The organism is Paenibacillus sp. PCH8 (genome assembly GCF_002968835.1).
GTDB lineage: Bacteria > Bacillota > Bacilli > Paenibacillales > Paenibacillaceae > Paenibacillus.
Genome location: NZ_PKQK01000002.1, coordinates 896,141 through 918,517, shown reverse-complemented (window position 1 = coordinate 918,517; position 22,377 = coordinate 896,141). Strand labels below are relative to the sequence as shown.

Sequence of the window (22,377 nt, the reverse complement as noted above, 5' to 3'; positions counted from 1 at the left end):
AGAGAAGAGAGGCATGGCGTATCCACCATGGTTGGACCCGTATGATGCAGAGCCTTTTATCCTGTTCTCCAGTTCACATATCGTTGCAATTAGCCTCATTTCAGCGTTAATGATATTAATGTTTTTGCTTCGACACCGGCTTCGTTCATGGTCTGAGAGGACACGCCGCACGCTGCGAATTGTTCTGGCCTGTATGATGTTCGGCTGCGAAATTGCGCTTCAGCTCTGGTACGTGTACGGAGGGGTATGGAGTCTGAAGACTGCACTGCCACTCGAACTATGCAGTCTGTCATTGTTACTATCCGCGCTATTACTACTGACACGCAGTCGATGGTTACATTCTGCACTGCTGTTTGCAGGTATAGCTGGAGCCCTTATGGCGATCCTGACACCTAATCTGGGTTATGCTTATGCACATTTTCGATTCGTTCAATTTTTTGTCGCTCATGCCTGTATCATTCTGGCTTTACTCTATATGACGTGGGTGGAACAGCTGCGTCCAGGCTGGAGATCTGTGGTGAGTTCGATGATATTTGTCAATGTGGCAGCACTGTTCGTGTATGTTGTAGATGTCATGCTTGATGCAAATTACATGTTCCTGAGACACAAGCCGAATACAGCCTCAGTCCTTGATATGCTTGGTCCATACCCTATGTACATCCTCGGTGAAGAGGTGCTGGCGCTGGTCCTGTTCTCGCTACTGTACGTTCTGTTATTTGCCATTCCAGACCGTTTGAACCATCGTGTGAAAAAGGGCAAAAGCTCCGCGGTATAAATTAAAACGACAAGTGGTCCATTGCAGGACTATTTGCAACCAATTGCCGCAATAGCGGGTTGGGCAGTGCTTCTATAATACATAAACAACCCGCAGCCATCTGGTCCATCCAGATTCATTGCGGGATGTTTGGTGTTGTCCCGGCAATGGGGCAACTCGAACTTTGATGTCTATCCGCGGAGCAGAGATTCCGCACCATCGACGTAGATACGTGTACCTGTGATATGGGAGGCTTCATCGGAAGCAAGAAACAGAACCAGATTGGCCACTTGTTTCGACGTTCCAGGTTCACCCTTGAGCGGATTTTCATGACCCTCAGGGAATTCAACCGGAATCTGCACTTCTTTCAGGTCATCCGATGGATAGGTGTTATCATCAATGTTGGTATCGATGGCACCTGGGCATACGGCATTTACGCGGATTTTGTAACGAGCCAGCTCCAGTGCAGCCATCTTAGTAAAGGCTGTTTGTCCGGCTTTGCTGGAAGCGTATGCAGAGAATCCAATTCCTGAGAATACCCGATTGCCGTTAATGGAGCTCGTGATAATGATACTGCCACCCTGTTCTTTCAGATGGGGGATGGCGTATTTGACGGTAGCAAATGTTCCGCGCATATTGATATCCATCGTTTGATCCCAGTCCTCGATGGTCATCGTTTCAATCGGAGCCATCGTTCCGTTGATACCAGCATTCGCAAATATGATATCCAGCTTCCCCGCTTCTGCTGCGGCCTGATTGATCGCCTTCTGCACATGGTCCGGTTTGGAAATGTCACATTCGATCACATACGCTTCTCCGCCAGCCTGTTCAATCGTCTGTTTGGTGTCCTCCGCACTCTCCGGGGTACGATCCAGCATATACACTTTGGCTCCATGCTCGGCGAATCGAATGGCGGTAGCCTGACCAATGCCCGAACCACCTCCGGTTACGATCGCCACTTTGCCTTCCAAACGTTGTTCAGTCATCTCTGATCCCTCCATGGTATAGATTATCGTTGTACCTTCTACTTCTACATACCCGGCTCAAGACTGGTGAATCATATGTGTCTATATCAAAAGAACAGGCCCGCAACGCGGCCCTGTTCTGTGGGAAGATCATCTTATACTTGGTCTGCTGTAATATGATTTTGGCATGGGGAGGAGTGATGTTCCCTTTCCCTGGAATCATGCCCATTCCTTACTTATGCTTCTTCCAGTCCATCGCACTGTTATTGAGCAAATATTCGAAATCGTTATCCCGTCGCTTCTGCTCCGCTTGGCGAGCTTCATCTGCCTTCTGGCGTTCCTGCTCTTTGCGCTGTGCCTCGGCAGCCTTGGCTTCATCAGCCTGTGCTTTCAGTTTCTCCAATACATCACTGCTTAACAGATCCTTCAGTGTCGTCGGTTTATCCTGTGCTGCTGCTTTGGGAGCAGGGGTGTGCTTTTTGGATTTTGCCATAGGAAAATCTCCTTTCCAAACATGAATCAGGTTCCATTGATCGTACAGTAGTCATAGTATATCAGGTTCCTGTAATTCATTCCATGAATCTGCGGAACAAAAGCAGGAAAACGAGGGTTGCATGGCGAATGAAAATGGTTATAAAATCATATAATAATACCGATACTGCGACTATTCCCTGGAGAAAGGAGTCGTTGTTCGTGGAAGTAAACCGTAGTTTACTGAAAGGGCTTGCATGGGGCGTTGCCTTCAGCTGTCCGTTATGGATTGCGATTATCGGCTGGTTACGTTTGATGGGATGGATGTATTGAGGATGATGCCGGATGAGGTCATTTTATATAAAGTCATGTATGAGACCGTTATCATTAAATAAAGCTCTGTCTTGCGAAATTCGCACAGGACAGAGCTTTTGTTTGTTTTGCTCGTTATTAAGGCATCTTAACTGGTTCTGGATATTCCAGACCATGGGTATCTACGGTCACTTTTTTCATGACCTGATCGGTAACCGGTTTATCGTTTGCACCCATTTCTTGAGCTGCAATCTCATCCACAACCTCCATGCCTTCGGTCACTTTACCAAAAGTAGCATATGCGTTATCCAGATAATCAGCATCAGCTAACATGATGAAAAACTGGGAGCCTGCCGAATCCAGATTATCCGATTTACGCGCCATGGAAATGACTCCCCGAGTATGATTCAGATGATTCTTGTGACCGTTGGATGTAAATTCACCCTTGATAGCATAGCCTGGACCACCCTTACCGTTCCCGTCCGGATCCCCACCCTGGATCATGAAGCCTGGGATAACACGGTGAAAGATCGTACCGTCATAGAACCCTTGATTCGCAAGTGAAATGAAATTGTTCACTGTATTGGGGGCAATTTCGGGGTATAGTTCAATGACAATCTTCTGACCATCTGCCATTTCAATGGTAGCAACTGGATTAGGACCGGTAGGTTCGACCGGAGCTGGTGTATCCGCAGCGCCACTTGAAGGGCGTCCGCAACCACTAATGACGATAAGCAGCATCGCGAGAACCAGCGAAACTACTGTGTTTTTTCTCCACCTTAAAGACATGAAAACGTTCCTCCTTGCATCTCTGCATCATATATTTTCTCCAAATATCGTGTGGATATTTCTTCAACTATCATACCGTTTATATGGACAAGATGGCAATGCAATACGTGTGGATGGGGTGAACAGGGGATGGTCTTCATAGGGACATGGGTGTAAAATAAGGAAAATGCTTCCGCAACAGGGACGTACGGGTCTGTTCCGTCCGCTCCAATACACGGCAGTCCCGACGTCAGTAACGGAAAGGGCGTGCGGGTATATGGACTTCTCGTGGAAGCGCAATCTAGTCATATTGTGGATTGGTGTATTTTTTTGCAGCACTTCCTATTCGATTTCGATCCCATTTCTACCCTTGTTCCTAAGCAATGATCTGGGGATTCGAGATCATCTGGAGTTATGGTCAGGACTGGCCTTCGGTATTACATTTCTTGCGAGTGCGCTCGTGTCTCCCTTCTGGGGGTCACTGGCTGACAAATACGGACGCAAGCCAATGCTGATCCGGTCGGGATACAGCCTTGCGATCTTGTATTTAATCAATTATTTTGTGCAGGACCCCTATTCGCTGATCGTTGTTCGATTGTTTCAGGGTCTGCTTGCCGGATTTGTTCCTGCGGCGATTGCCCTTGTGGGAACGAATACGCCTGAGGAGAAGACAGGGTATGCACTCGGTATCATGTCTACTGCGGGAGCGACAGGCGGTATTATCGGGCCGTTAATTGGTGGCGTTGTTAGCCACTATTATGGTAACCGGAACGCATTTTTATTTTCGGCCATTGTAGTGCTGGTCTCAGCGATTATCGCAACCTTCTGGGTAAAAGAGGAGAACTTCAACCGGAACAAGCCGCGTTCCCACGTCATGGATGATATCCGTGAAGCCAGAGCGAATCGTTTGTTTATGACGGTGCTTGGCATGATGGGCATATGTACGTTCTCCGTGATGATTCTGGAGCCACTATTGACGGTCTATGTGATGGAGATGGGGGTTCAGCCGGATCGTGCCTCACTTAGTTCGGGTATTATTTTCTCGGCGGTGGGTGTAGCCACGGTCATTATGGCGCCGCGTTGGGGCAGGATTGGTTCGCGGATTGGATTTGGCAAAGTGCTGATCATTGGACTCGTAGGTGGGGCAGTGGGGAATCTGCTACAGTTCTTTACAACAGGGTATATCGGATTCGGCATATTAAGATTTGTGTACGGTCTATTCTTCGCGGCTGTATTTCCAGCTATCAATTCCATGATTGTGCAGGTCACTGCGCCTGAGTTCAGGGGAGAGCCTTCGGTCTGAATCAGTCGGCTGCTCAGATCGGTACGATGGCGGGGCCGATCATTGGTGGTGTTCTCGGTGGCTGGCTACCGATTCGCTGGATTTTTATCATTAATGGAATTGCACTCTTGATCACTGCCCTTGTCGCGAAGTGGTCGGGATTGGAGCACAAGTTGCCGGGAGCGGGCAAGGCTTCTGAGAAGCAGTGAGTAGCCCTCACAAAGTGAACATAAAGGCAAAGAAAAGATGACGCTGTAGATACAGACGTCATCTTTTTTAAATCTACTACGGATTTAATGGTCATCCGAAGAGGGCTTAGGAGAGGCCTTCTCTTTGGGAATGGCATGTTGGACCGCGTCGCGTTGATCCTCATCTTCGAGTGCTTCGGGAAAGGAGTCTTCCGTGAACAGTCCGAAGTCGGGATCGATATCCCGTTCGGTTACGAGATTGTCGGGTTCATGCACAGGTTTTGGCCGATCTTCCTTCATCGGGATGCACCTCCTCATACAGGATGTGATTACAACTAGCGACGTGGTGGTATGTCATTCTCCGGTTTCGCGTCCGCTCCGGCACCATTGAGCAGATCTGTACCATGCAGCGCATCTGGATCGGGTGCAGCTGGATCAACGGGACTGTTGGGTTGCAGAACATCTGCATCCGGTACGGATTCCAGCGGCGTCTCCGCCAAACGTGAATCCAGTTCCGGTTCTTCCGCATTCGTCGTTGCTATTAGCGGCAGATCCGAATCCTCCGTTATGATTCTTCTGCCGGAAACTTCGTCAAAGGTATCCATGTCACCTTCTGGAACTGCTGTCTCCGGTGGAATATCACGGGACCTCTGATAACGGTCATAATGGCGGTCGCTCTCTTCATTACTGATAGGTCTGTCAGACATAAGTAGCACTTCCTTTCGTATGAGTTATATCTGATTTCGATTATTGAATGGCATATACAAGTAGTTGTTCAGTAGCTTTCTATTGGTGAAGGCTCCTTACCCTGTAGTTACCCAAACAGCGTATGTTGTAATCTTGTCCAGATTAGTATCCCCGAGTGTTCGCTACGCTATGAATGCCTTAAAATTTCGGGAATACATACTTCACCAAGAAGTATAGGAATCCAAAAAAGATAATGATATAAGCGGCATATTTAATAAATGTGGAAGCGACCATACTTGAATCTGATTTATGCTGAATATCCTTATGTTCTACCTCAACAGTGCGATGTGGCTCATTCATTGGTATCATCTCCTTAGCGTTTGTGTTTGCTTTGAGAAACCATTACACATGAAGGAACGGATTGAAACGCAGCTACCGTTTTTGCAGCTTTTCATGTTTTGCCTATGTTATGATGAAGCATGAGTATGTAAGGGAGGGATTCAGGTGGACTGGTTCACACTGGGGAATATGATTACACGCATCCGTATAGGGCAAAAGGCGTCCACACCCGGTTTCTCCCGTACCGTCATCCGTCGTCCGGATGGATTGTTCTGGGTAGGTGGCATATGGTCCGGACACGTGGTCCAGTTGCGGGATTTCGTTTTCTCCGACATATGGACCATCTATGATGATGAAGAAACGGAGCAATGGCTTGAATTTCGCAACCTGGTTGAGCAGAAGGAACGTGAAATGATTGAAAATCAATTCGAAGACCTTCGTGAATAATCGGACTGGATTTTAACAATAAAATGGAAATAAATCTATAAATCTACTTAAATGTGAATTTTCATGTATCCCAAGAAGGTGACGTGACAAACTGTGGCGAATGATAGATGAGAGAATGTAAAGATTGGGAAAATAAGAACTTTGAGGTGCTGTGAATGAAAAATGTGCCCAAAGCTATCATCATCTTATGGATGAGTGTAATGGTTATTCTATGCATGCCGCACGGGATAGTCTTTGCAACTACAGGAGAGGCTAAGCAACCTGTATCCATTACAGGATGGGAAGTAAAATGGGGGAACGTAGACGATCAGGGATTCATCAGTGAAGTTGCGGGAGCAGACGAGATATGGGAGAAGCAGGGTGTTGATAAGCTGAAGTATAGCAATACTGATCGTATGAGTTCCTTATGGACTCGCCTGACCATCCCTGAATTAAATGAGGAAAGTTCGGCCATTCGATTCGGGAACATCAAGGGTAACCACATTGTTATCTATTTGGAAGATCGTAAAGTCTATGAGAACTACCATTACAATTATGATAATAATGCGGTGTTATTGCCCTTATCAGGTGATAATTCAGGTGACACGCTCTATGTATGGTCGCAAAATGAGAAAGGCCGTTTAGGAATACAAGGGATCGTTGAAGTTGGCCCCTATTCCATGTTGCAGGAGCAATATATTCATAACGGGCTCATTGATGTGATCTTGGGCGCGACATTTGTATTCACAGCAATTACGATGCTAAGCTGCACGTTTTTCTTGGGCAAATTCCACAAGGGATTGTGGATCTCGCTATGTATTGTGATGGGGTCCATCGGAACGATGATTATCACGTACTCGCAATTTTTGTATACGTTCTATCAGGTGTATGGTGACCTGTATTCCGTCGTATTTGACTTGGCTATGCTGCTCGGCATGCCTGCGCTCTGTTATTTTTTTGAACAGATTATCGGGCCGGGACTACATGGAATCTTCACCAAACTACGAAAAATACAATTCATATATTCGATTGTCGCGGTGTTCTCTCTGTTTATCTATATTGTTACAGGAGGACAATGGGATGTACTCTACAATCTGCTCGTACAGCGTGTAGTTGGTATCGTTCTGGTCATTCTGCTGACGATTCTATTCATTGGAACCATCGCCAAAGCGCTACAACGCAATCGTGAAGCGATGCTGCTCGCGACGGGGTTCGGGACCTTTGCCTTGATTAGTGTGGCTGAACTGTTGTGGTACTATCAGCGGAATGGTTCGTATCATCTGTTATGGTGGAAATGGTCCATGGTTGCCTTTGTCATCTCGTTAATTGCCATTCTCGGAAGTCGTTTTGCCGAAAAACACACGAAAGTTCTGGAGTACTCGAAGGAACTGGAGTTGTTCAATAATGAGTTGCAGCGATCCGAGAAGATGGAGATTATTAGTGAACTGGCGGCTTCCGTTGCCCACGAAGTGCGTAATCCGCTTCAGGTGACAAGAGGATTCCTGCAACTGATGACAGAACAGGAAGACAACAAAAATAAGGGGTATGTTCGAATTGCACTGGAGGAACTGGATCGGGCTTCGGGCATCATTACAGACTTTCTTACATTTGCCAAACCGGAGTTTGACCATATTATCTCGTTAAATATCTCGGATGAATTCAATCATATCGAAGGTATTCTTGTGCCTATGGCTAATCTGGAAGGTGGCAAAATTACAACCGACATTCCGCCGGACCTGATAATCCGGGGGAACTCTTCAAAATTCAAGCAGGCCTTTATCAATATAATCAAGAACAGTATCGAAGCTCTACAGGGACAAGGTCAGATTGATATATGGGCGTATAAGCAGGATGGAATGATTAAGGTGCATGTCCGGGATAACGGAGAAGGTATGGATGAGGAAGCACTTTCCCGTCTGGGGAACCTTATTTCTCCAATAAAATTAAAGGTACAGGCCTTGGCATGATGGTTACATTCCGGATTGTTGAAGCCATGCAAGGGCAGATCAGCTTTACAAGTACCAAAGGGGTAGGAACGGAAGCTGTTGTATCTTTTGCCGAGTTCGTCGAATGACGAACTCCCAGAAGGATACAGCGGCTTTTTTTGTTCCTACCCCTGATTTTTTACAATGATTTCTTATACTACAAGGCTAGTTTACCCGTGTTAGTTCCTCCACGGTCCGCAATTCACATCATAATTGACCTTTGCAGGGTTCGGCGGTATAACGAGAACATAATCATTCTGCCGTTCCTCTACGGTACGTACCTGAATGTGCTCGGGAATTTCAATACCGAATGCTTCACGAAGTGCCTGCTTCGGATTGGCGTGCAATTGCTGTCTGAAATGCTTGTCTGTCCAAGCCTTTTCAATAATATCCTCATGCAACGTTTTCTCTGATACCATCATCGTCAACATTCCCTTCATATTTGAAATTAAACTGAATCAGCCTATTTCTTATCTTCAGAATCCCAGCTGTCGATCGCTGATCCAGTGATGAAACCCGCCTTGTAGGAGCTGTTTCTTACGCTGTGTAATCTCCTGAACAGCTTGTACCAATGTGCTGCACAAATAAGAATTAAACGCTTCTAGATGCGATATTCCCAAGTTAGAAGATGTTAATGTACGGTTATATTGATTGGCAATGTCTACATAGGAGTTCATCATTTGAGTGTTGTATACATTGTCATGTACACGTTCGCTAAGAGGATGAGCGGGATAGTTATGATTCAATGCTGCGGATATGTGAGAGAGATAGCTGTTGTAATTTCCGTGCACAGCATCTTGATTCGTGTCTGTGAAGTCATCGGTCATCTGGAGTGTCATGAGTGTGATGTTGATGGCAGAGCATAACGGGATCACCCGGTCGGGCTGTCTCAGCAGAATTAGTGCACCTGTAGCTCCAATCAGTAGAGGAGCGGCTTTCTGCGCAATCAACAAGGGATTGAGTTGGAAATAATCAACGGAATGCTCGCCAGTGACACTGACAGCCCAATCCACAACATATTGTCTGAAATACGTCCAGAATGTGGAGGAAAGATCGAATAACTCTGCGTAGGATTGAAGTGCATCCATGTAGTATAGATTACCCAGGGATAACTTCAGTGTGGTATCCTCAGGTAGTTCATCCATCACATCGTCCTGATTCAGGAAATACAACATGTGAATGAGGCAGGCTGTACTCAGTTGATGTGCGCTTTCTTGGGATAGTCCATCCGAGTGTTGCATCCAGAGTGGAAGGATGTACCCGATATAACTGTGCCCTGAATCGCGTAATAAGGGATTGAGCAAATAAAGTTGTTCCAATGCATGTCCTGCAAGAGGTTCAGGATACTTCCGCAGATTTTGCTCCGCCGAAGCGAACACGACCTCCACATCGGATGTAAATGGATCTAACCATTCTCTTCGCATCGTTACATATCGTCCTTCCTGCGATAAGGTGTTTAAGGACTATTCGATTAGCTCATGAAGTTACATTCAGTATAGCGGAAATTAACTGAAAAAAATAGGATTTTTTGTGATCATTTGTGAGAAAAATGATGACATTTTGTATTTTATGGCATAAAAAAGTGGATTTTAGGCTGAAACTAGGAAGGCACAGGATTTTCGACACAGGAAAGGTGGTAGACAAATGAAAATGAAATGGAAAACGTGGATGTCAGCTGGATTGGCAGCCATATTCATAACAGTAGCAACAGGGCAGGTGGTATATGCTGATCCGGCTGTTCGGGCTGAGGTACAGGATGATTCGTCCAGAGCTTCTTCCTCCAGCGAACAAGCGAAGCCGTGCATGCAGGCTGGACACGGACTGTTTATGATTGGTGAAACGGCAGGCCTGCTTGGGATTGGGCTTAGGGATCTGAAAGAACAGATGGAGCAGGGCCAAACACTAACCCAGATTGCGAAAGAGCGTAAAGGACTTAGTGAGGAACAGTTATTACAGAAGTTGAAGCCTACCCTTGCGCAGCGTCTCGATAAAGCTGTAGAAGAAGGTTGTCTCACCAAGGAACAAGCTGCAGCTGCCAAGGCAGATATGGATACGAAGTTGAAAAAGGTCATGAATACCCCACTGCGGGATTTACGGCGTGAATTTACCCACCATGGCAAACGTTCTATGCTAGATAAGGGAGCTATCGCACGTTTTATCGGTGTCACACCCGCTCAACTGCACGAGCAGCTCCAGAGCGGGAAGTCTCTGGCTGAGATTGCCCAAGCAAAAGGCATTAACGAAACACAGTTGGTGGACAAGTTAAAGGAACAATTGACGGGTGATCTGAAAAGGTTCGTTCATCAGAAAGGTGGCGCTCATTCGGCGCCGGGTTCTCAGGAACCTGTTCCGGGAAGATCCACTTCGACCGAAGTGAAGTAAAGAAGGGGTTAAGGGACGAAGCAGAGATTCATTCTGCCTTGTCCCTTTCGTGTTTTGTTGTTGAAATTTTCGGAAGAGCCGCTTGTTATTCTAGCTCCACATGAACTCCAGCAGATGATTCGAGCATTTTGGCTAACGAACTGAGGTGACACTATTTGATGCATTTCAGTCCATTTGAAAATGTAACGAATCGGAGACGCGCTATTTTCATGTTTTATGCGTGTATTCGCCTTTTATCGCCGTTTTCGGATGAAATAGCGTCGCTGAGATTCGTTACGTTTCTCACCTCTCCAAAATCACTAAAATAAGGCGTGAGAGATCCTTTAGAACATGGCATGGCTCTCTTATATGGCTTAGAGATTTAAAGATGTTCCAACTTAACTAGCTTAGGCGTATGGAAGAAGCCTTCTGAGACAACCCCTTTTTGGTTCACCTGGCTAACTGGTTTCCGGACTACGATGGTGTCCATGTGAGGGACTTCGCTCAGGTGATCTACTTTGGTCCGAACCAGTAGCAGGCAGCTCTGAGCTTACCCGTGGTTTTCGTGCTAACCCTACTGTGAATCGGGAGCCAGGAAGCTTGGATAATGCCCAGCTAATCCCCAGAGCAGCACCGACCGTTACGAGGAATGAGAGCAACGTTACGGGCAGATGCCATCCACTAAGCTGAAGCGGTCTGGTTACGTAAGCGATCGCGTAGATTACCAGTGCGTGAACCAGGTATCCGCCAAAAGAATAGCGACCAATCCAGGCAATCAGGCGCTGAAACCGTGTATCTTTGCCACGCATCAGTACAAGGAAGCCGTAGAGCATAAGCATTTGAGCCATAATGATCAAGAAGGTGGTTGGTTTCAAATAGGTGGAAATATTCAGATTAACAACATCCCCAGACCCACGCAGCACATCGTATCCAAGCCAAATGTACATCCCTATAAACAGACAGATCGTCCAGGGCAGTACCTTCGTGCTCCAACTTCTCCAGCTATCTACGGACCAGGCACAGACGGCACCCAGCAGAAAGTAGAACCAGTACATAACCCATGAATAGGAGCGATATTGCAGCAACGTTGACCAAGGCTCAGAGAGTGATTCTGTCCAGCCGCCCATATTATAGTAGGACCACTTCATAAGTAAGGCGTACATTGTGACTGCAATGAGGACCAGCACCATGATGATCTGCTTGGGAGTGAAGCGCGTGGCCTTCTCGATACGTCCCTGAATGAATTTGGCTCCCGCCAGAAACAGGGGGAACAACATATAAAACTGGAACACCATCAAGACAAACCAGAGGTGATAGCCCGTCTGCGGGACAAACAGTTCACGAACAAGACTGCGTAAATCCGGCATACCCGCCTGCCAGAACGTTGGTGTGAACACACGGACAGCGAGCCAGTAGATGAGTGTCCATAGGACAAACGGCATGTAGATATCGCCAAATCGCTTCCGAATGAAGCGGGGATATTCCGGTGTGCTGTTACGGTGATTGTAAAATAGCATGACACCTGATAGAAATACAAACGTAGGCGTACCGAACCGGGTCAGGTGATAAATCATCGTTAGCATAATGGAATCAGGTTGTTCAATATCGGCACGATAGATATATTCAGCGATATTATGCTGCATGACGATCGCCAAAAAGGCAAGGCCTCGCAGCTCGGTCCATTCCGCTATTCGCGGTTTTCTCATATGTCATCCTCCCTTCTGTGATCGGAGTTCATCCTATTAAGGGTACCTGTTAAACATTAAGACTGTATGAATTGGTGAAAATAGGTACAAAAAAAGACGGCTTCGGCCGTCTTTTCTGTTGATATAGTACTCAGGCTTACCATGTACCATCTGTGTTCCGAATTCAAGCTTGGTTAGTTCTGTCCATCTGATGATGGAGTCTCGGAGGACATGGAATCTTCTTCAAACAAATTCTGAATGTAGGACTGGAGTTTGGTTACATTGACACCCAGCACCTGAGCGGAGCCTGCGAGTTCATTGGTAAGCAGTTTGTTCGGCGGAATCTGTTGCTGATCTATATCGTTCACATGAATGTCGAAGCCAAGTGATGCAAGTTTTAACATCTGGGTTGGACTAAGATCTGTCTCAATATAAGGAGCGACAGCTTCCAGAATATCAGGGATCTTGAAGAGAGAAGTGGTGCTCTGCATCTTCTTGGCCAGCTCCGTCATGAAAATTCGTTGCCGTTCGGTACGTGTGAAATCCGAGGTGGCATCATGCCGGAATCGAACATACTGAAGGGCAGTCTTGCCGTCCATAGGTTGCAACCCTTTTTTTAAGTCAATATCGTACATGTGTTTATCCGCTTTACTGGTGTAATACATGTCTTTCTCCACATTGATCTCAATGCCGCCCACAGCATCAACGAGTGCCATGAATCCCGTAAAGTCCGTGTAGATATAATGCTGAATGGGAATACCGAGCAGATCACTGACGGTTTGTTTGGTCAGCTCCGCACCTCCATAGGAATAGGCCGCGTTAAGTCGGCTCTTGCCATGCCCTGGAATCGCGACATAGGTGTCTCGCAGCACAGAGAACAGATGCGCTTTCTTGGTGACCGGGTCAATGGAAGCGACCATCACAGAGTCTGAACGCCCTGCATCCTCACCTCTGGAGTCTCCGCCGAGCAACAGAATGTTAACCCGTTCCTGGCCCTCCCATCTGGGAATCGATGTAGTTGGAGTGTCAGAGCCGTTGTCAGTGCCTGAAGAGGAGGATGATGAAGTACCGGAAGTGGTAGAGATGTTATTGGCAAAATGAACAATCGAATATCCGTAATATACAATGACACCTGTGACAGCAAGTGCCAGGGCCAGGGCTGTACCCCATAACCATTTCTTAAACATAATCTTCACCTTTCTGTGATTGAACTAATATGTAACCCCAACTAGTTTAACAAAAAGAAAGAAAAATGTCCTCTTTGATTTCGAAAGTTCGGTCATGTAGTTAATTCTTCGACAAATGGTTGGTATGTATCGTGTGTGAAAAATCAATTTGCTAACCGAACATGCTTAGTGTATTTTTCGGTCATAATTGAACGGGGTGCGTGGAGAAGGTCGATCGTTTCGTTCCATTATAGAAGTCTCTTATCTCTGGTTCAGCCAAAGATGGAGATTCATTATGCGTTATTTCCGAAGTTACCTGAAATTTTTTGAAATCGATTTCCAATACCTACAATTCATGACGATAGGTGTCGATATACTATTAATATGTACTAGTCAAGCGCTGAGGAGTGGGAACATGAAAGACACAGGGGGAAGCACATTGGGTAAAATGAAATTAACGATTCGAGGCAAGTTATTGACTGGTTTTCTCGCAGTCGTGATTTTGCTGGCTTTTGTAAGTAGCTATGCGCTAATACAGATCCATAATATGTCAGGTAAAGCGGATGCTGTGAATAAGACCTGGATGCCGAGTGTAAGTCTGTTAGGCAAGATGAATGGCGATGTGTCAGACGTAGAGCGAATCGCGCTTGCTATAATTGTTGAACAGAACGAAGATGAAACCACCAAGTTAAATGAAGCGTTGCAGTTACTTCTGACCAAGATTGAGGATGAGCGCAAACAGTTGCTTACCTACATTGAGAGCAATGATGCAGCCATGAAAATGTATGATGAGTTCAGTACGAATTATGACGCGTATCTTGTGGAAATGCCGAAATTCATCGAACTGGGTTTGAAAAATAACTATGATGAGGCCAGCAAACTGCACACGGAGGCCTATCCGATGTGGTATACAGCCAACGACACGATCGGGAGACTGATCAGTCTAGGGAATGAAGGATCGGAATCAGCAACGAGCGAATCCGTTGTGCTTGCCGAGAAAACATTTAATGTGATATTGGCCGTGACGATTTTTGCCGTATTGATCGCAGTGTTCATTGCGTTCTTCATTGCAATCATCATTTCACGTCCGATCAAAAAGATGAATGAAGCAGCCTTGGCTATTGCCAATGGGGATCTCACTGGTGAGACGATTGTTCTCAAGAACAAGGATGAACTGGGAACGCTGGCTACTTCCTTCAATACCATGACGGGGAATCTGAGAGCGATGATTCAATCGGTATCCATGACTTCGGAGCAGGTAGCGGCTTCATCGGAAGAGCTTCTTGCAAGTGCAGAGCAGAACACCCAAGCATCGGAACAGATATCCGAAACGGTTGAAGAATTGGCAGTAGGAACATCAGATCAGGTAGATATTGTGAAGCGTTCTTCACAGGCGATGAATGAGATGGCTCTCGGTTCCGAACAGATTGCCGAGCTTGCTCAAAGTGTATCCGTATCTGCTATTGATGCAGCGAATCAATCCTCTGAAGGAAATGTGATTATTCAGCAAGCCGTTGAACAGATGGATTCTGTTCGTAATTCCATTGTTTCACTGAGAGATTTGGTTACAGGGCTGGGGGAACGTTCCGCAGAGATTGGCACGATTACCGAGGTGATCAACAATATTGCCCGGCAGACCAATCTTCTGGCACTGAATGCAGCTATTGAAGCCGCGCGAGCAGGGGAGCATGGACGTGGTTTTGCCGTAGTCGCAGGAGAAGTGCGCAAGCTGGCAGAAGAATCTTCTGCATCAGCGCAACAAATCTCAGAGATCGTACAGCTTATTCAAAAGGATACGGATCATGCGGTGCAGGCTGTTAGAGTGAACAGCAGTGAAACGGAAGCTGGAATTGAGTTGGTTACTGCGGCAGGACAAGCATTTGAACAGATTTCGGATGCGGCAAACAAAGTAGCTGGTGAAATCCAAGAAGTATCTGCAGGTTCGGAAGAAATGTCAGCAAGTACGAATGAAGTTGTAGGATATGTGAGCCAGATCTCTAACATTGCTGGAGAGGCCGCAGGCGGGGTGCACAATGTATCGGCTGCAACCCAGCAGCAATTGGCTTCGATGGAAGAGATTGCTTCATCCGCAAGCTACTTATCCAAGATGGCAGAAGAGTTGCAGGAGCAAATCAACAAATTCAAAGTGTAACTTTCGAGTTAGCATAATACAACGTGATGTACAGTGCATCACAGGCAATGGGTTAGAAATGCCATTCATCTAGCAGGGATGGTCACTGTTACGATAAGAAGCTGTTTCTCTACCGCGCGTATGCGTTAGAGAAGCAGCTTTTTGTTGTCGCTTTATGTTGCGGAAGTCACAACAATGTTATTCCAGAAGTCACCAACGCTTATATTTCAAGTTAAACAAAAGACTATAATGGTAATTAATGGTGTAAGTTACACGGAGTTACACCATGGAGAGGAGCGGGTTCAAGTTCGCAGTCCAGAGAAATGCATACGGAACACTTACGAAGAGGAGATGAATTGTTGATCATGAAGGGAAGCTGGTGGAGACGAGTCGCAATTATAGCGTTATCGGCAGGACTACTGGCAGGGAGTTTTTCCATGAATACTGGACTACGTAAGGCGGGTGCGGCCGCCGTCAACCAGAACTATGCCGAAGCACTGCAAAAGGCGATCTATTTCTATGAAGCGCAGCGATCGGGGCCATTACCGGCTAACAATCGGGTTAAATGGCGCGGTGATTCAGGCATGCGGGATGGGGCTGATGTTGGCGTTGATCTGACCGGGGGATGGTATGATGCCGGAGATCACGTGAAATTCGGCTTTCCAATGGCTGCTTCTGCGACAATGCTTGCGTGGTCTGTTGTGGAATACGGCGATGGGTATGAACAGGCCGGTCAGCTGGAAGAGATAAAGGATAATATCCGATGGGCCACAGACTATTTTATGAAAGCGCATACCAAACCTAATGAATTATGGGGACAAGTCGGAGCAGGGAATACAGACCATGCATGGTGGGGACCAGCAGAAGTGATGCAGATGAACCGTCCTGCATTCAAGATTGATGCTTCTTGTCCGGGCAGTGATCTGGCGGCCGAAACAGCCGCAGCGCTGGCGGCATCCTCCATTGTATTTGCAGATGATGATCCGGCATATTCGGTGAAGCTGCTTCAACATGCGAAAGAGCTGTATCATTTTGCAGATACATACCGGGGGAAGTACACCGATTGTATCACGGACGCGACAGCATTTTATAACTCATGGACAGGATACGAAGACGAACTGGCATGGGGCGGGGCATGGCTCTATTTAGCAACTGATGATAGCGCTTACTTGTCCAAAGCCATTGCAGCTACCGACCGGTGGTCTTCCAGCGGCGGCTCGGCCAACTGGCCCTATACTTGGACACAGGGCTGGGATAGCAAGCATTATGGCGCCCAGATTCTGCTCGCCCGAATTACGTCCAGTCTGAACATGCCAGAGGCGACGAGATATATTCAATCGTCGGAGCGTAATCTGGATTACTGGACTGTCGGAACTAACGGACTGCGAGTGAAGTACACGCCGGGAGGTCTTGCCTGGCTGGATCAGTGGGGATCACTCCGCTATGCAGCGAATGCAGCCTTTATCTCGTTTGTGTATTCCGATTGGGTCAGTGACCCTGTGAAGAAATCAAGATATCAGGATTTCGCTGTCTCACAGATGGACTACATTCTGGGCGATAACCCGCGTCAGCGCAGTTATGTGGTCGGATACGGGCAGAATTCACCCCAGCATCCGCATCACCGGACCGCTCATGGTTCATGGGCGAATAACGAAGACATCCCGGCGAATCACCGCCATATTTTATATGGTGCCATGGTTGGAGGACCAGATGCCTCAGATGGATATACCGATGATATCGGGGATTATGTGAGCAATGAAGTGGCCACCGATTATAATGCGGGCTTCACTGGTGCACTAGCCAAGATGAATCTGCTGTATGGTCAGAATCATCAACCGCTTGCGAACTTTCCTGCACCAGAGGTTAAGGGCGATGAGTTCTTTGTAGAGGCTGCCATCAAATCATCCGGTTCCAATTATACGGAAATACGGGCACTACTCAACAACCGTTCCGCCTGGCCTGCCAAAATGGGCAATCAACTTTCCATCAAGTATTTCCTTGATCTGAGCGAAGTTTACGCTGCCGGACGCACCGTGTCCGACGTTCAGGTTACGACGTCCTATACGGAAGGAGCAACCGTATCCCAGCCCGTTGTGGTAGATGCCGCCAAGCATATCTATGCCATTACGGCGAACTTCAGCAACACCAAGATCTATCCGGGTGGGGAAGGAAATTATCGTAAGGAAGTGATGTTCCGGATTACGGGACCTCAAGGTGCTTGGAATGCAAGTAATGATCATTCGTTCCAGACGCTGACCACAGGTAATCCTCTGAAGAGCGTCTATCTTCCGGTCTATGATGCCGGAGTGAAGGTGTATGGGCAAGAGCCTGGAGTAACACCATCCACGGTACCTGGCGCACCGGCTGCTGTGCAGGCTGTGGCGGGAAGCAATCAAATTGTCCTGACCTGGGGAACCTCATCTGGAGCTGAATCATATACGGTGAAGCGTTCCGAGGTGAGTGGAGGACCTTATACGTCCGTTGCAACGGGCGTTAATGGATCAACCTACACGAACACGGGGCTGACCAACGGGAAGACTTACTATTATGTGGTGACTGCTGTTAATGCAGCTGGCGAATCGCCGGGTTCAGTGCAAGTGTCCGCTACGCCGCAAGCAGCATCAACTGTGCCGGGAACACTGAGTTTAAGTGGTACAGCTGGAAACAATCAGAATGTTCTGACTTGGACAGCAGCTTCGGGAGCGGCAAGTTATAAAGTGCAACGTTCAGTTGCAGGTGGAGCATATGCGGATGTGGCAACTGGATTGTCTGTGCTGACTTACGCCGATATGACAGCTGTGAATGACACAACGTACCATTACCGGATTGCAGCAGTGAATGCGAACGGACAGACGTTGTCCAATGTGCTTATGCTGACGCCATCTGCTCCTCCGGTGACGACAGGTACACTTGAAGTACAGTATCGTAGCGGAGGGGCCGGTAATTCTAGCAATGCGGTAACCCCGCAGTTCAACTTGAAGAATACCGGTACACAGGCGATCGATCTCAGCACAGTGAAGATCCGCTATTACTTTACCAAGGATGGCACGGAGGATATGACCTTCTGGTGTGATTATGCCCAGATGGGCACAGCCAATGTTGAAGGGAAATTTGTCGCGGTGAATCCGGTGAAGGGTACGGCAGACACGTATCTGGAGATTGGCTTCAAGTCTGGAGCGGGCAGTCTGGCTGCAGGAGCAGAGACCGGAGTGATCCAGGCACGCTTTTCCAAAAACAATTGGAGCAATTTCGATCAAAGCAATGACTATTCCCATGACGCTACCAAAACGGCCTTATCCGCATGGAACAAGGTAACCGCATATCAGGGAAGCACCCAAGTGTGGGGCTTGGAGCCGTAACTGGCTGAAGATCAGCAACCGAGGAGCAGCATGGGCAGACCAACAGCGTGTATAGAGGGTGTTCCAAAAGTCCGCTCTTTTTAAACACACTTATATCGAATTTCCACTATTCCAGGGAGGTATATATTAATGTTGAAATCAGCTGCGAAGAAAAGTTTAACGGCCATGCTGGCGGGAACCGTGATGTTGACCGGATACACCGGACTCTGGGAAGGGCCACAAACGGCACATGCCTCGGAACAGGCTATCGAGATTCAGTCAGACAGCATTAATGAAGTCCGGTTTTTGCAGTTATATGATCAGTTGAAAGATCCAGCGAACGGATATTTTTCTCCAGAAGGTATACCGTATCATTCCATTGAAACACTGCTCAGCGAGGCTCCGGATTATGGACATATGTCTACGTCAGAAGCGTACAGTTACTGGTTATGGCTGGAGACGATGTACGGTCACTATACGGGGGATTGGTCACAACTGGAAGCGGCATGGGACAGCATGGAAAAATACATTATCCCTGTTAATGAAGGCGATGGCAAGGAAGAGCAGCCTACCATGAGCTTTTACAATCCGAATAGCCCTGCCACGTATGCAGCGGAAAAACCTTTCCCGGATCAATATCCATCAGCGCTTAACGGTCAATATGCAGCGGGAAAAGATCCGCTGGATGCTGAACTCAAAGCGACCTACGGTAACAATCAGACTTATCTGATGCACTGGCTGATTGATGTGGATGACTGGTATGGCTATGGAAATCTGCTTAATCCATCGCATACAACGACTTATGTGAATACGTTCCAACGAGGTGAGCAGGAGTCTGTATGGGAAGCGATTCCGCATCCTTCTCAGGATAACAAAACATTTGGTAAAGCGAATGAAGGGTTCATGAGCCTGTTTACGAAGGAAAATCAGGCACCGTCAGCGCAGTGGCGTTATACCAATGCAACCGATGCGGATGCACGTGCAGTACAGGTGTTGTACTGGGCGAAGGAGATGGGATACACCAATACGGAATATCTGGATAAAGCGAAGAAGATGGGGGATTATCTGCGCTATGGCATGTACGACAAGTACTTCCAGAAGATCGGGAGTGCGAAGAACGGTACACCAACTGCAGGTACAGGCAAGGATTCCAACATGTACCTTATGGCATGGTACACGTCATGGGGCGGTGGTTTGGGTCAAGGCGGGGATTGGGCATGGCGCATTGGAGCGAGTCATACCCATCAGGCTTATCAGAATCCTGTGGCAGCCTATGCCCTGTCTAACCCGGCTGGCGGCTTGATTCCAGAATCGGCTACAGCCAAAGCAGACTGGAATGCGACACTGAAACGTCAGTTGGAATTCTACACCTGGCTGCAATCCCATGAAGGCGCAATTGGCGGGGGCGCGACAAACAGCATTGGCGGTTCATATCAGACTTATCCGGCAGGAGTCAGCACATTCTACGACATGGCTTATCAGGAAGCACCTGTATATCGTGATCCGGATTCCAACACATGGTTTGGATTTCAGGCATGGCCGCTGGAACGTGTAGCTGAGATGTACTATATTTTGGCTGAGAGTGGTGATCTGACCTCAGAGAACTTCAAGATGGCCAAGAAGGTCATTACGAAGTGGATCGACTGGTCCAAGGATTATGTATTTGTAGGTGAGCGTCCTGTTACGGATGCCCAAGGGTACTATCTGAACGCGGCTGGACAGCGTATCTTGGGTGGAACCAATGCTCAGGTGGCGACAACACCGGCGCCAGGAGAGTTCTGGATTCCAGGAGGTCAGGAATGGCAAGGCCAGCCAGATAAATGGAATGGATTCAGTACCTTTACCGAAAATCCGAACTTCCGTGCAGTGACCAAAGATCCCGTGCAAGATACAGGGGTATTGGGAAGTTACGTCAAGGCATTAACTTTCTTTGCCGCAGGAACCCAAGCAGAGAATGGCACGCTGAGCGCAAAAGGTCAGGAAGCGAAGGATCTGGCGGAGAATCTGCTGGATACGGCTTGGGATTACAATGATGGTGTGGGGATTGTTACAGAAGAGGCCCGTAAAGACTATTTCCGTTTCTTCTCCAAAGAAATCTACATCCCGGCAAACTGGTCAGGAACTTTCGGTCAAGGCAACACGATTCCGGGTACAGCAGGTGTACCATCTGATCCTGCGAAAGGCGGTAATGGCGTCTACATTGGATACTCTGACCTGCGTCCAGCCATCAAACAAGACCCGTCATGGGCTTATCTGGATAACCTGTACAAAACGTCATACAATCCGACCACGAAGCAGTGGGAAAAGGGTGCCCCTACCTTTACGTATCACCGTTTCTGGTCACAGGTGGATATGGCAACAGCTTACGGCGAGTATGATCGTCTGCTCGGAGATTCCGGTAGTCCGGGAGTTGAAGTACCGGCTGCTCCTGCTGGTGTAACCGCAGCGGGTGGGAATGAGCAAGTCGTTCTGAACTGGAACGCAGCCGCTGGTGCAACGTCATATACCGTAAAACGTGCAGCAGTGAACGGTGGTCCGTATATATCTGTAGCGACAGGGGTCACCGGATCGACCTTCACAGACACAGGCTTGACGAACGGCACAACGTATTATTATGTAATTACTGCGGTTAATGCTGTAGGTGAGTCTGCACCGTCGACACAGGCATCTGCAACACCACAGGCTGGTATCGTTGTGCCGGGTGTATTCAACCTTACTGGAACGGCTGGCAATGCCCAGGCGGTACTGACATGGACAGCATCGACTGGAGCAGCGAGTTATAAGGTACAACGTTCGGTAGGCAGCGGAGCATATGCTGATCTAGCAACAGGTTTGACCGCACTGACGTATATCGATGCTACGGCGGTGAATGGTACAGCTTACAATTACAGAGTTGTTGCCATCAATACGAGTGGTCAGACGAATTCGAATGTATTGGTGCTCACACCATTGGCACCTCCAGTCACAACAGGAACGCTTGAAGTACAATACCGTAATGGTAGTTCAGGAACTTCGGGCAATGCGATTACTCCACAGTTCAATGTGAAGAATACGGGTACAACTGCTGTGGACTTGAGCAAAGTGAAGGTCCGGTATTACTTTACGAAGGACAGTGCCGCTGATCTGAGCTTCTGGTGTGATTATGCACAGATTGGCAGCGGTAACGTGGAAGGGCATTTTGTTTCGGTAGATCCGGCCAAAGGCACAGCAGATACGTATCTGGAGATTGGATTCAAATCGGGTGCGGGCAGCTTGGCAGCAGGTGCCGAGACCGGAGTAATCCAGGGACGTTTTGCGAAGAACAACTGGACGAATTTTGATCAAACGAATGATTATTCCTTCGATTCCACCAAAACGTCCTTTAGTGCATGGACTAAAGTGACCGCTTATCAGGATGGAGCGAAAGTATGGGGCATGGAACCATAAACCAGCAGATTTCAAGCTAAAGAGTGATTATGGAGGTGAAGCCGGGGAGAAATCCCTGGCTTTATCTTTTTTATGCTAACCCTTTAATTTTGA

16 protein-coding genes and 2 pseudogenes are annotated in these 22,377 nt (G+C 47.6%); 8 read left to right on the top strand and 10 right to left on the bottom strand.

The features are described from left to right. Nucleotides 1-13: 13 nt before the first annotated feature. A complete protein-coding gene (locus C0Q44_RS16920) occupies nt 14-775 on the top strand; it encodes a YwaF family protein (protein ID WP_105408403.1) in 762 nt (253 codons plus the stop codon). Between the two features lie 170 nt (nt 776-945). Here the strand turns inward: C0Q44_RS16920 and C0Q44_RS16915 are convergent, their stop codons facing one another. From C0Q44_RS16915 to C0Q44_RS16905, 3 genes are all read right to left on the bottom strand, one after another. Then, nucleotides 946-1,740, bottom strand: coding sequence for an SDR family oxidoreductase (locus C0Q44_RS16915; protein WP_105408402.1), 795 nt, complete (start codon nt 1,738-1,740; stop codon nt 946-948). 211 nt (nt 1,741-1,951) lie between these two features. Next, nucleotides 1,952-2,212: a YqkE family protein gene (locus tag C0Q44_RS16910; RefSeq protein ID WP_105408401.1), complete on the bottom strand. Its 261-nt coding sequence runs from the start codon at nt 2,210-2,212 to the stop codon at nt 1,952-1,954. A gap of 428 nt (nt 2,213-2,640) precedes the next feature. Beyond that, entirely contained in the window at nt 2,641-3,291 is a 651-nt protein-coding gene (locus tag C0Q44_RS16905) for a peptidylprolyl isomerase (protein WP_181151037.1), read from the bottom strand. A gap of 256 nt (nt 3,292-3,547) precedes the next feature. Between C0Q44_RS16905 and C0Q44_RS16900 the strand changes: the two are divergent. Continuing rightward, a pseudogene (locus C0Q44_RS16900) lies at nt 3,548-4,761 on the top strand (MFS transporter). A gap of 84 nt (nt 4,762-4,845) precedes the next feature. Here the strand turns inward: C0Q44_RS16900 and C0Q44_RS16895 are convergent. The 3 genes from C0Q44_RS16895 to C0Q44_RS30255 all read right to left on the bottom strand — a co-directional run bounded on the left by C0Q44_RS16895 (nt 4,846) and on the right by C0Q44_RS30255 (nt 5,787). Beyond that, on the bottom strand, nt 4,846-5,040 hold the full coding sequence (locus C0Q44_RS16895) for a hypothetical protein (RefSeq protein ID WP_105408400.1): 195 nt from the start codon (nt 5,038-5,040) through the stop codon (nt 4,846-4,848). A 35-nt stretch (nt 5,041-5,075) separates the two neighbouring features. Continuing rightward, the gene (locus tag C0Q44_RS16890; RefSeq protein ID WP_105408399.1) at nt 5,076-5,447 is read right to left on the bottom strand and encodes a hypothetical protein; all 372 of its coding nucleotides are present in this window, start codon (nt 5,445-5,447) and stop codon (nt 5,076-5,078) included. A 178-nt stretch (nt 5,448-5,625) separates the two neighbouring features. Beyond that, a complete protein-coding gene (locus C0Q44_RS30255) occupies nt 5,626-5,787 on the bottom strand; it encodes a hypothetical protein (RefSeq protein ID WP_181151036.1) in 162 nt (53 codons plus the stop codon). A 144-nt stretch (nt 5,788-5,931) separates the two neighbouring features. Here C0Q44_RS30255 and C0Q44_RS16885 point away from each other — a divergent pair, with 144 nt between their 5' ends. Both C0Q44_RS16885 and C0Q44_RS16880 read left to right on the top strand, forming a co-directional pair. Next, nucleotides 5,932-6,213, top strand: coding sequence for a hypothetical protein (locus C0Q44_RS16885; protein WP_105408398.1), 282 nt, complete (start codon nt 5,932-5,934; stop codon nt 6,211-6,213). Nucleotides 6,214-6,368: 155 nt separating this feature from the next. Next, nucleotides 6,369-8,266: pseudogene (locus tag C0Q44_RS16880) on the top strand (ATP-binding protein). Nucleotides 8,267-8,356: 90 nt separating this feature from the next. Here C0Q44_RS16880 and C0Q44_RS16875 read toward each other — a convergent pair. Both C0Q44_RS16875 and C0Q44_RS16870 read right to left on the bottom strand, forming a co-directional pair. Beyond that, nucleotides 8,357-8,617: an NHLP leader peptide family RiPP precursor gene (locus tag C0Q44_RS16875; RefSeq protein WP_258166374.1), complete on the bottom strand. Its 261-nt coding sequence runs from the start codon at nt 8,615-8,617 to the stop codon at nt 8,357-8,359. Between the two features lie 36 nt (nt 8,618-8,653). After that, entirely contained in the window at nt 8,654-9,601 is a 948-nt protein-coding gene (locus C0Q44_RS16870) for a hypothetical protein (protein WP_105408396.1), read from the bottom strand. 220 nt (nt 9,602-9,821) lie between these two features. Here C0Q44_RS16870 and C0Q44_RS16865 point away from each other — a divergent pair, with 220 nt between their 5' ends. Next, on the top strand, nt 9,822-10,559 hold the full coding sequence (locus tag C0Q44_RS16865) for a hypothetical protein (protein WP_105408395.1): 738 nt from the start codon (nt 9,822-9,824) through the stop codon (nt 10,557-10,559). 437 nt (nt 10,560-10,996) lie between these two features. On the opposite strand, the gene C0Q44_RS16860 is transcribed toward C0Q44_RS16865, so the two are convergent. Both C0Q44_RS16860 and C0Q44_RS16855 read right to left on the bottom strand, forming a co-directional pair. After that, entirely contained in the window at nt 10,997-12,244 is a 1,248-nt protein-coding gene (locus C0Q44_RS16860) for an acyltransferase (RefSeq protein WP_105408394.1), read from the bottom strand. Nucleotides 12,245-12,417: 173 nt separating this feature from the next. Beyond that, nucleotides 12,418-13,410 (bottom strand): LCP family protein, encoded by a 993-nt coding sequence (locus C0Q44_RS16855; RefSeq protein WP_105408393.1) that lies wholly within the window; start codon nt 13,408-13,410, stop codon nt 12,418-12,420. A 427-nt stretch (nt 13,411-13,837) separates the two neighbouring features. Here C0Q44_RS16855 and C0Q44_RS16850 point away from each other — a divergent pair, with 427 nt between their 5' ends. From C0Q44_RS16850 to C0Q44_RS16840, 3 genes are all read left to right on the top strand, one after another. After that, entirely contained in the window at nt 13,838-15,541 is a 1,704-nt protein-coding gene (locus C0Q44_RS16850; protein WP_105408531.1) for a methyl-accepting chemotaxis protein, read from the top strand. 416 nt (nt 15,542-15,957) lie between these two features. Then, nucleotides 15,958-18,879, top strand: coding sequence for a glycoside hydrolase family 9 protein (locus C0Q44_RS16845; protein WP_105408530.1), 2,922 nt, complete (start codon nt 15,958-15,960; stop codon nt 18,877-18,879). 129 nt (nt 18,880-19,008) lie between these two features. Next, complete coding sequence (locus C0Q44_RS16840; protein WP_105408392.1) at nt 19,009-22,284, top strand: glycoside hydrolase family 48 protein; 3,276 nt, start codon at nt 19,009-19,011, stop codon at nt 22,282-22,284. Nucleotides 22,285-22,377 lie beyond the last annotated feature (93 nt).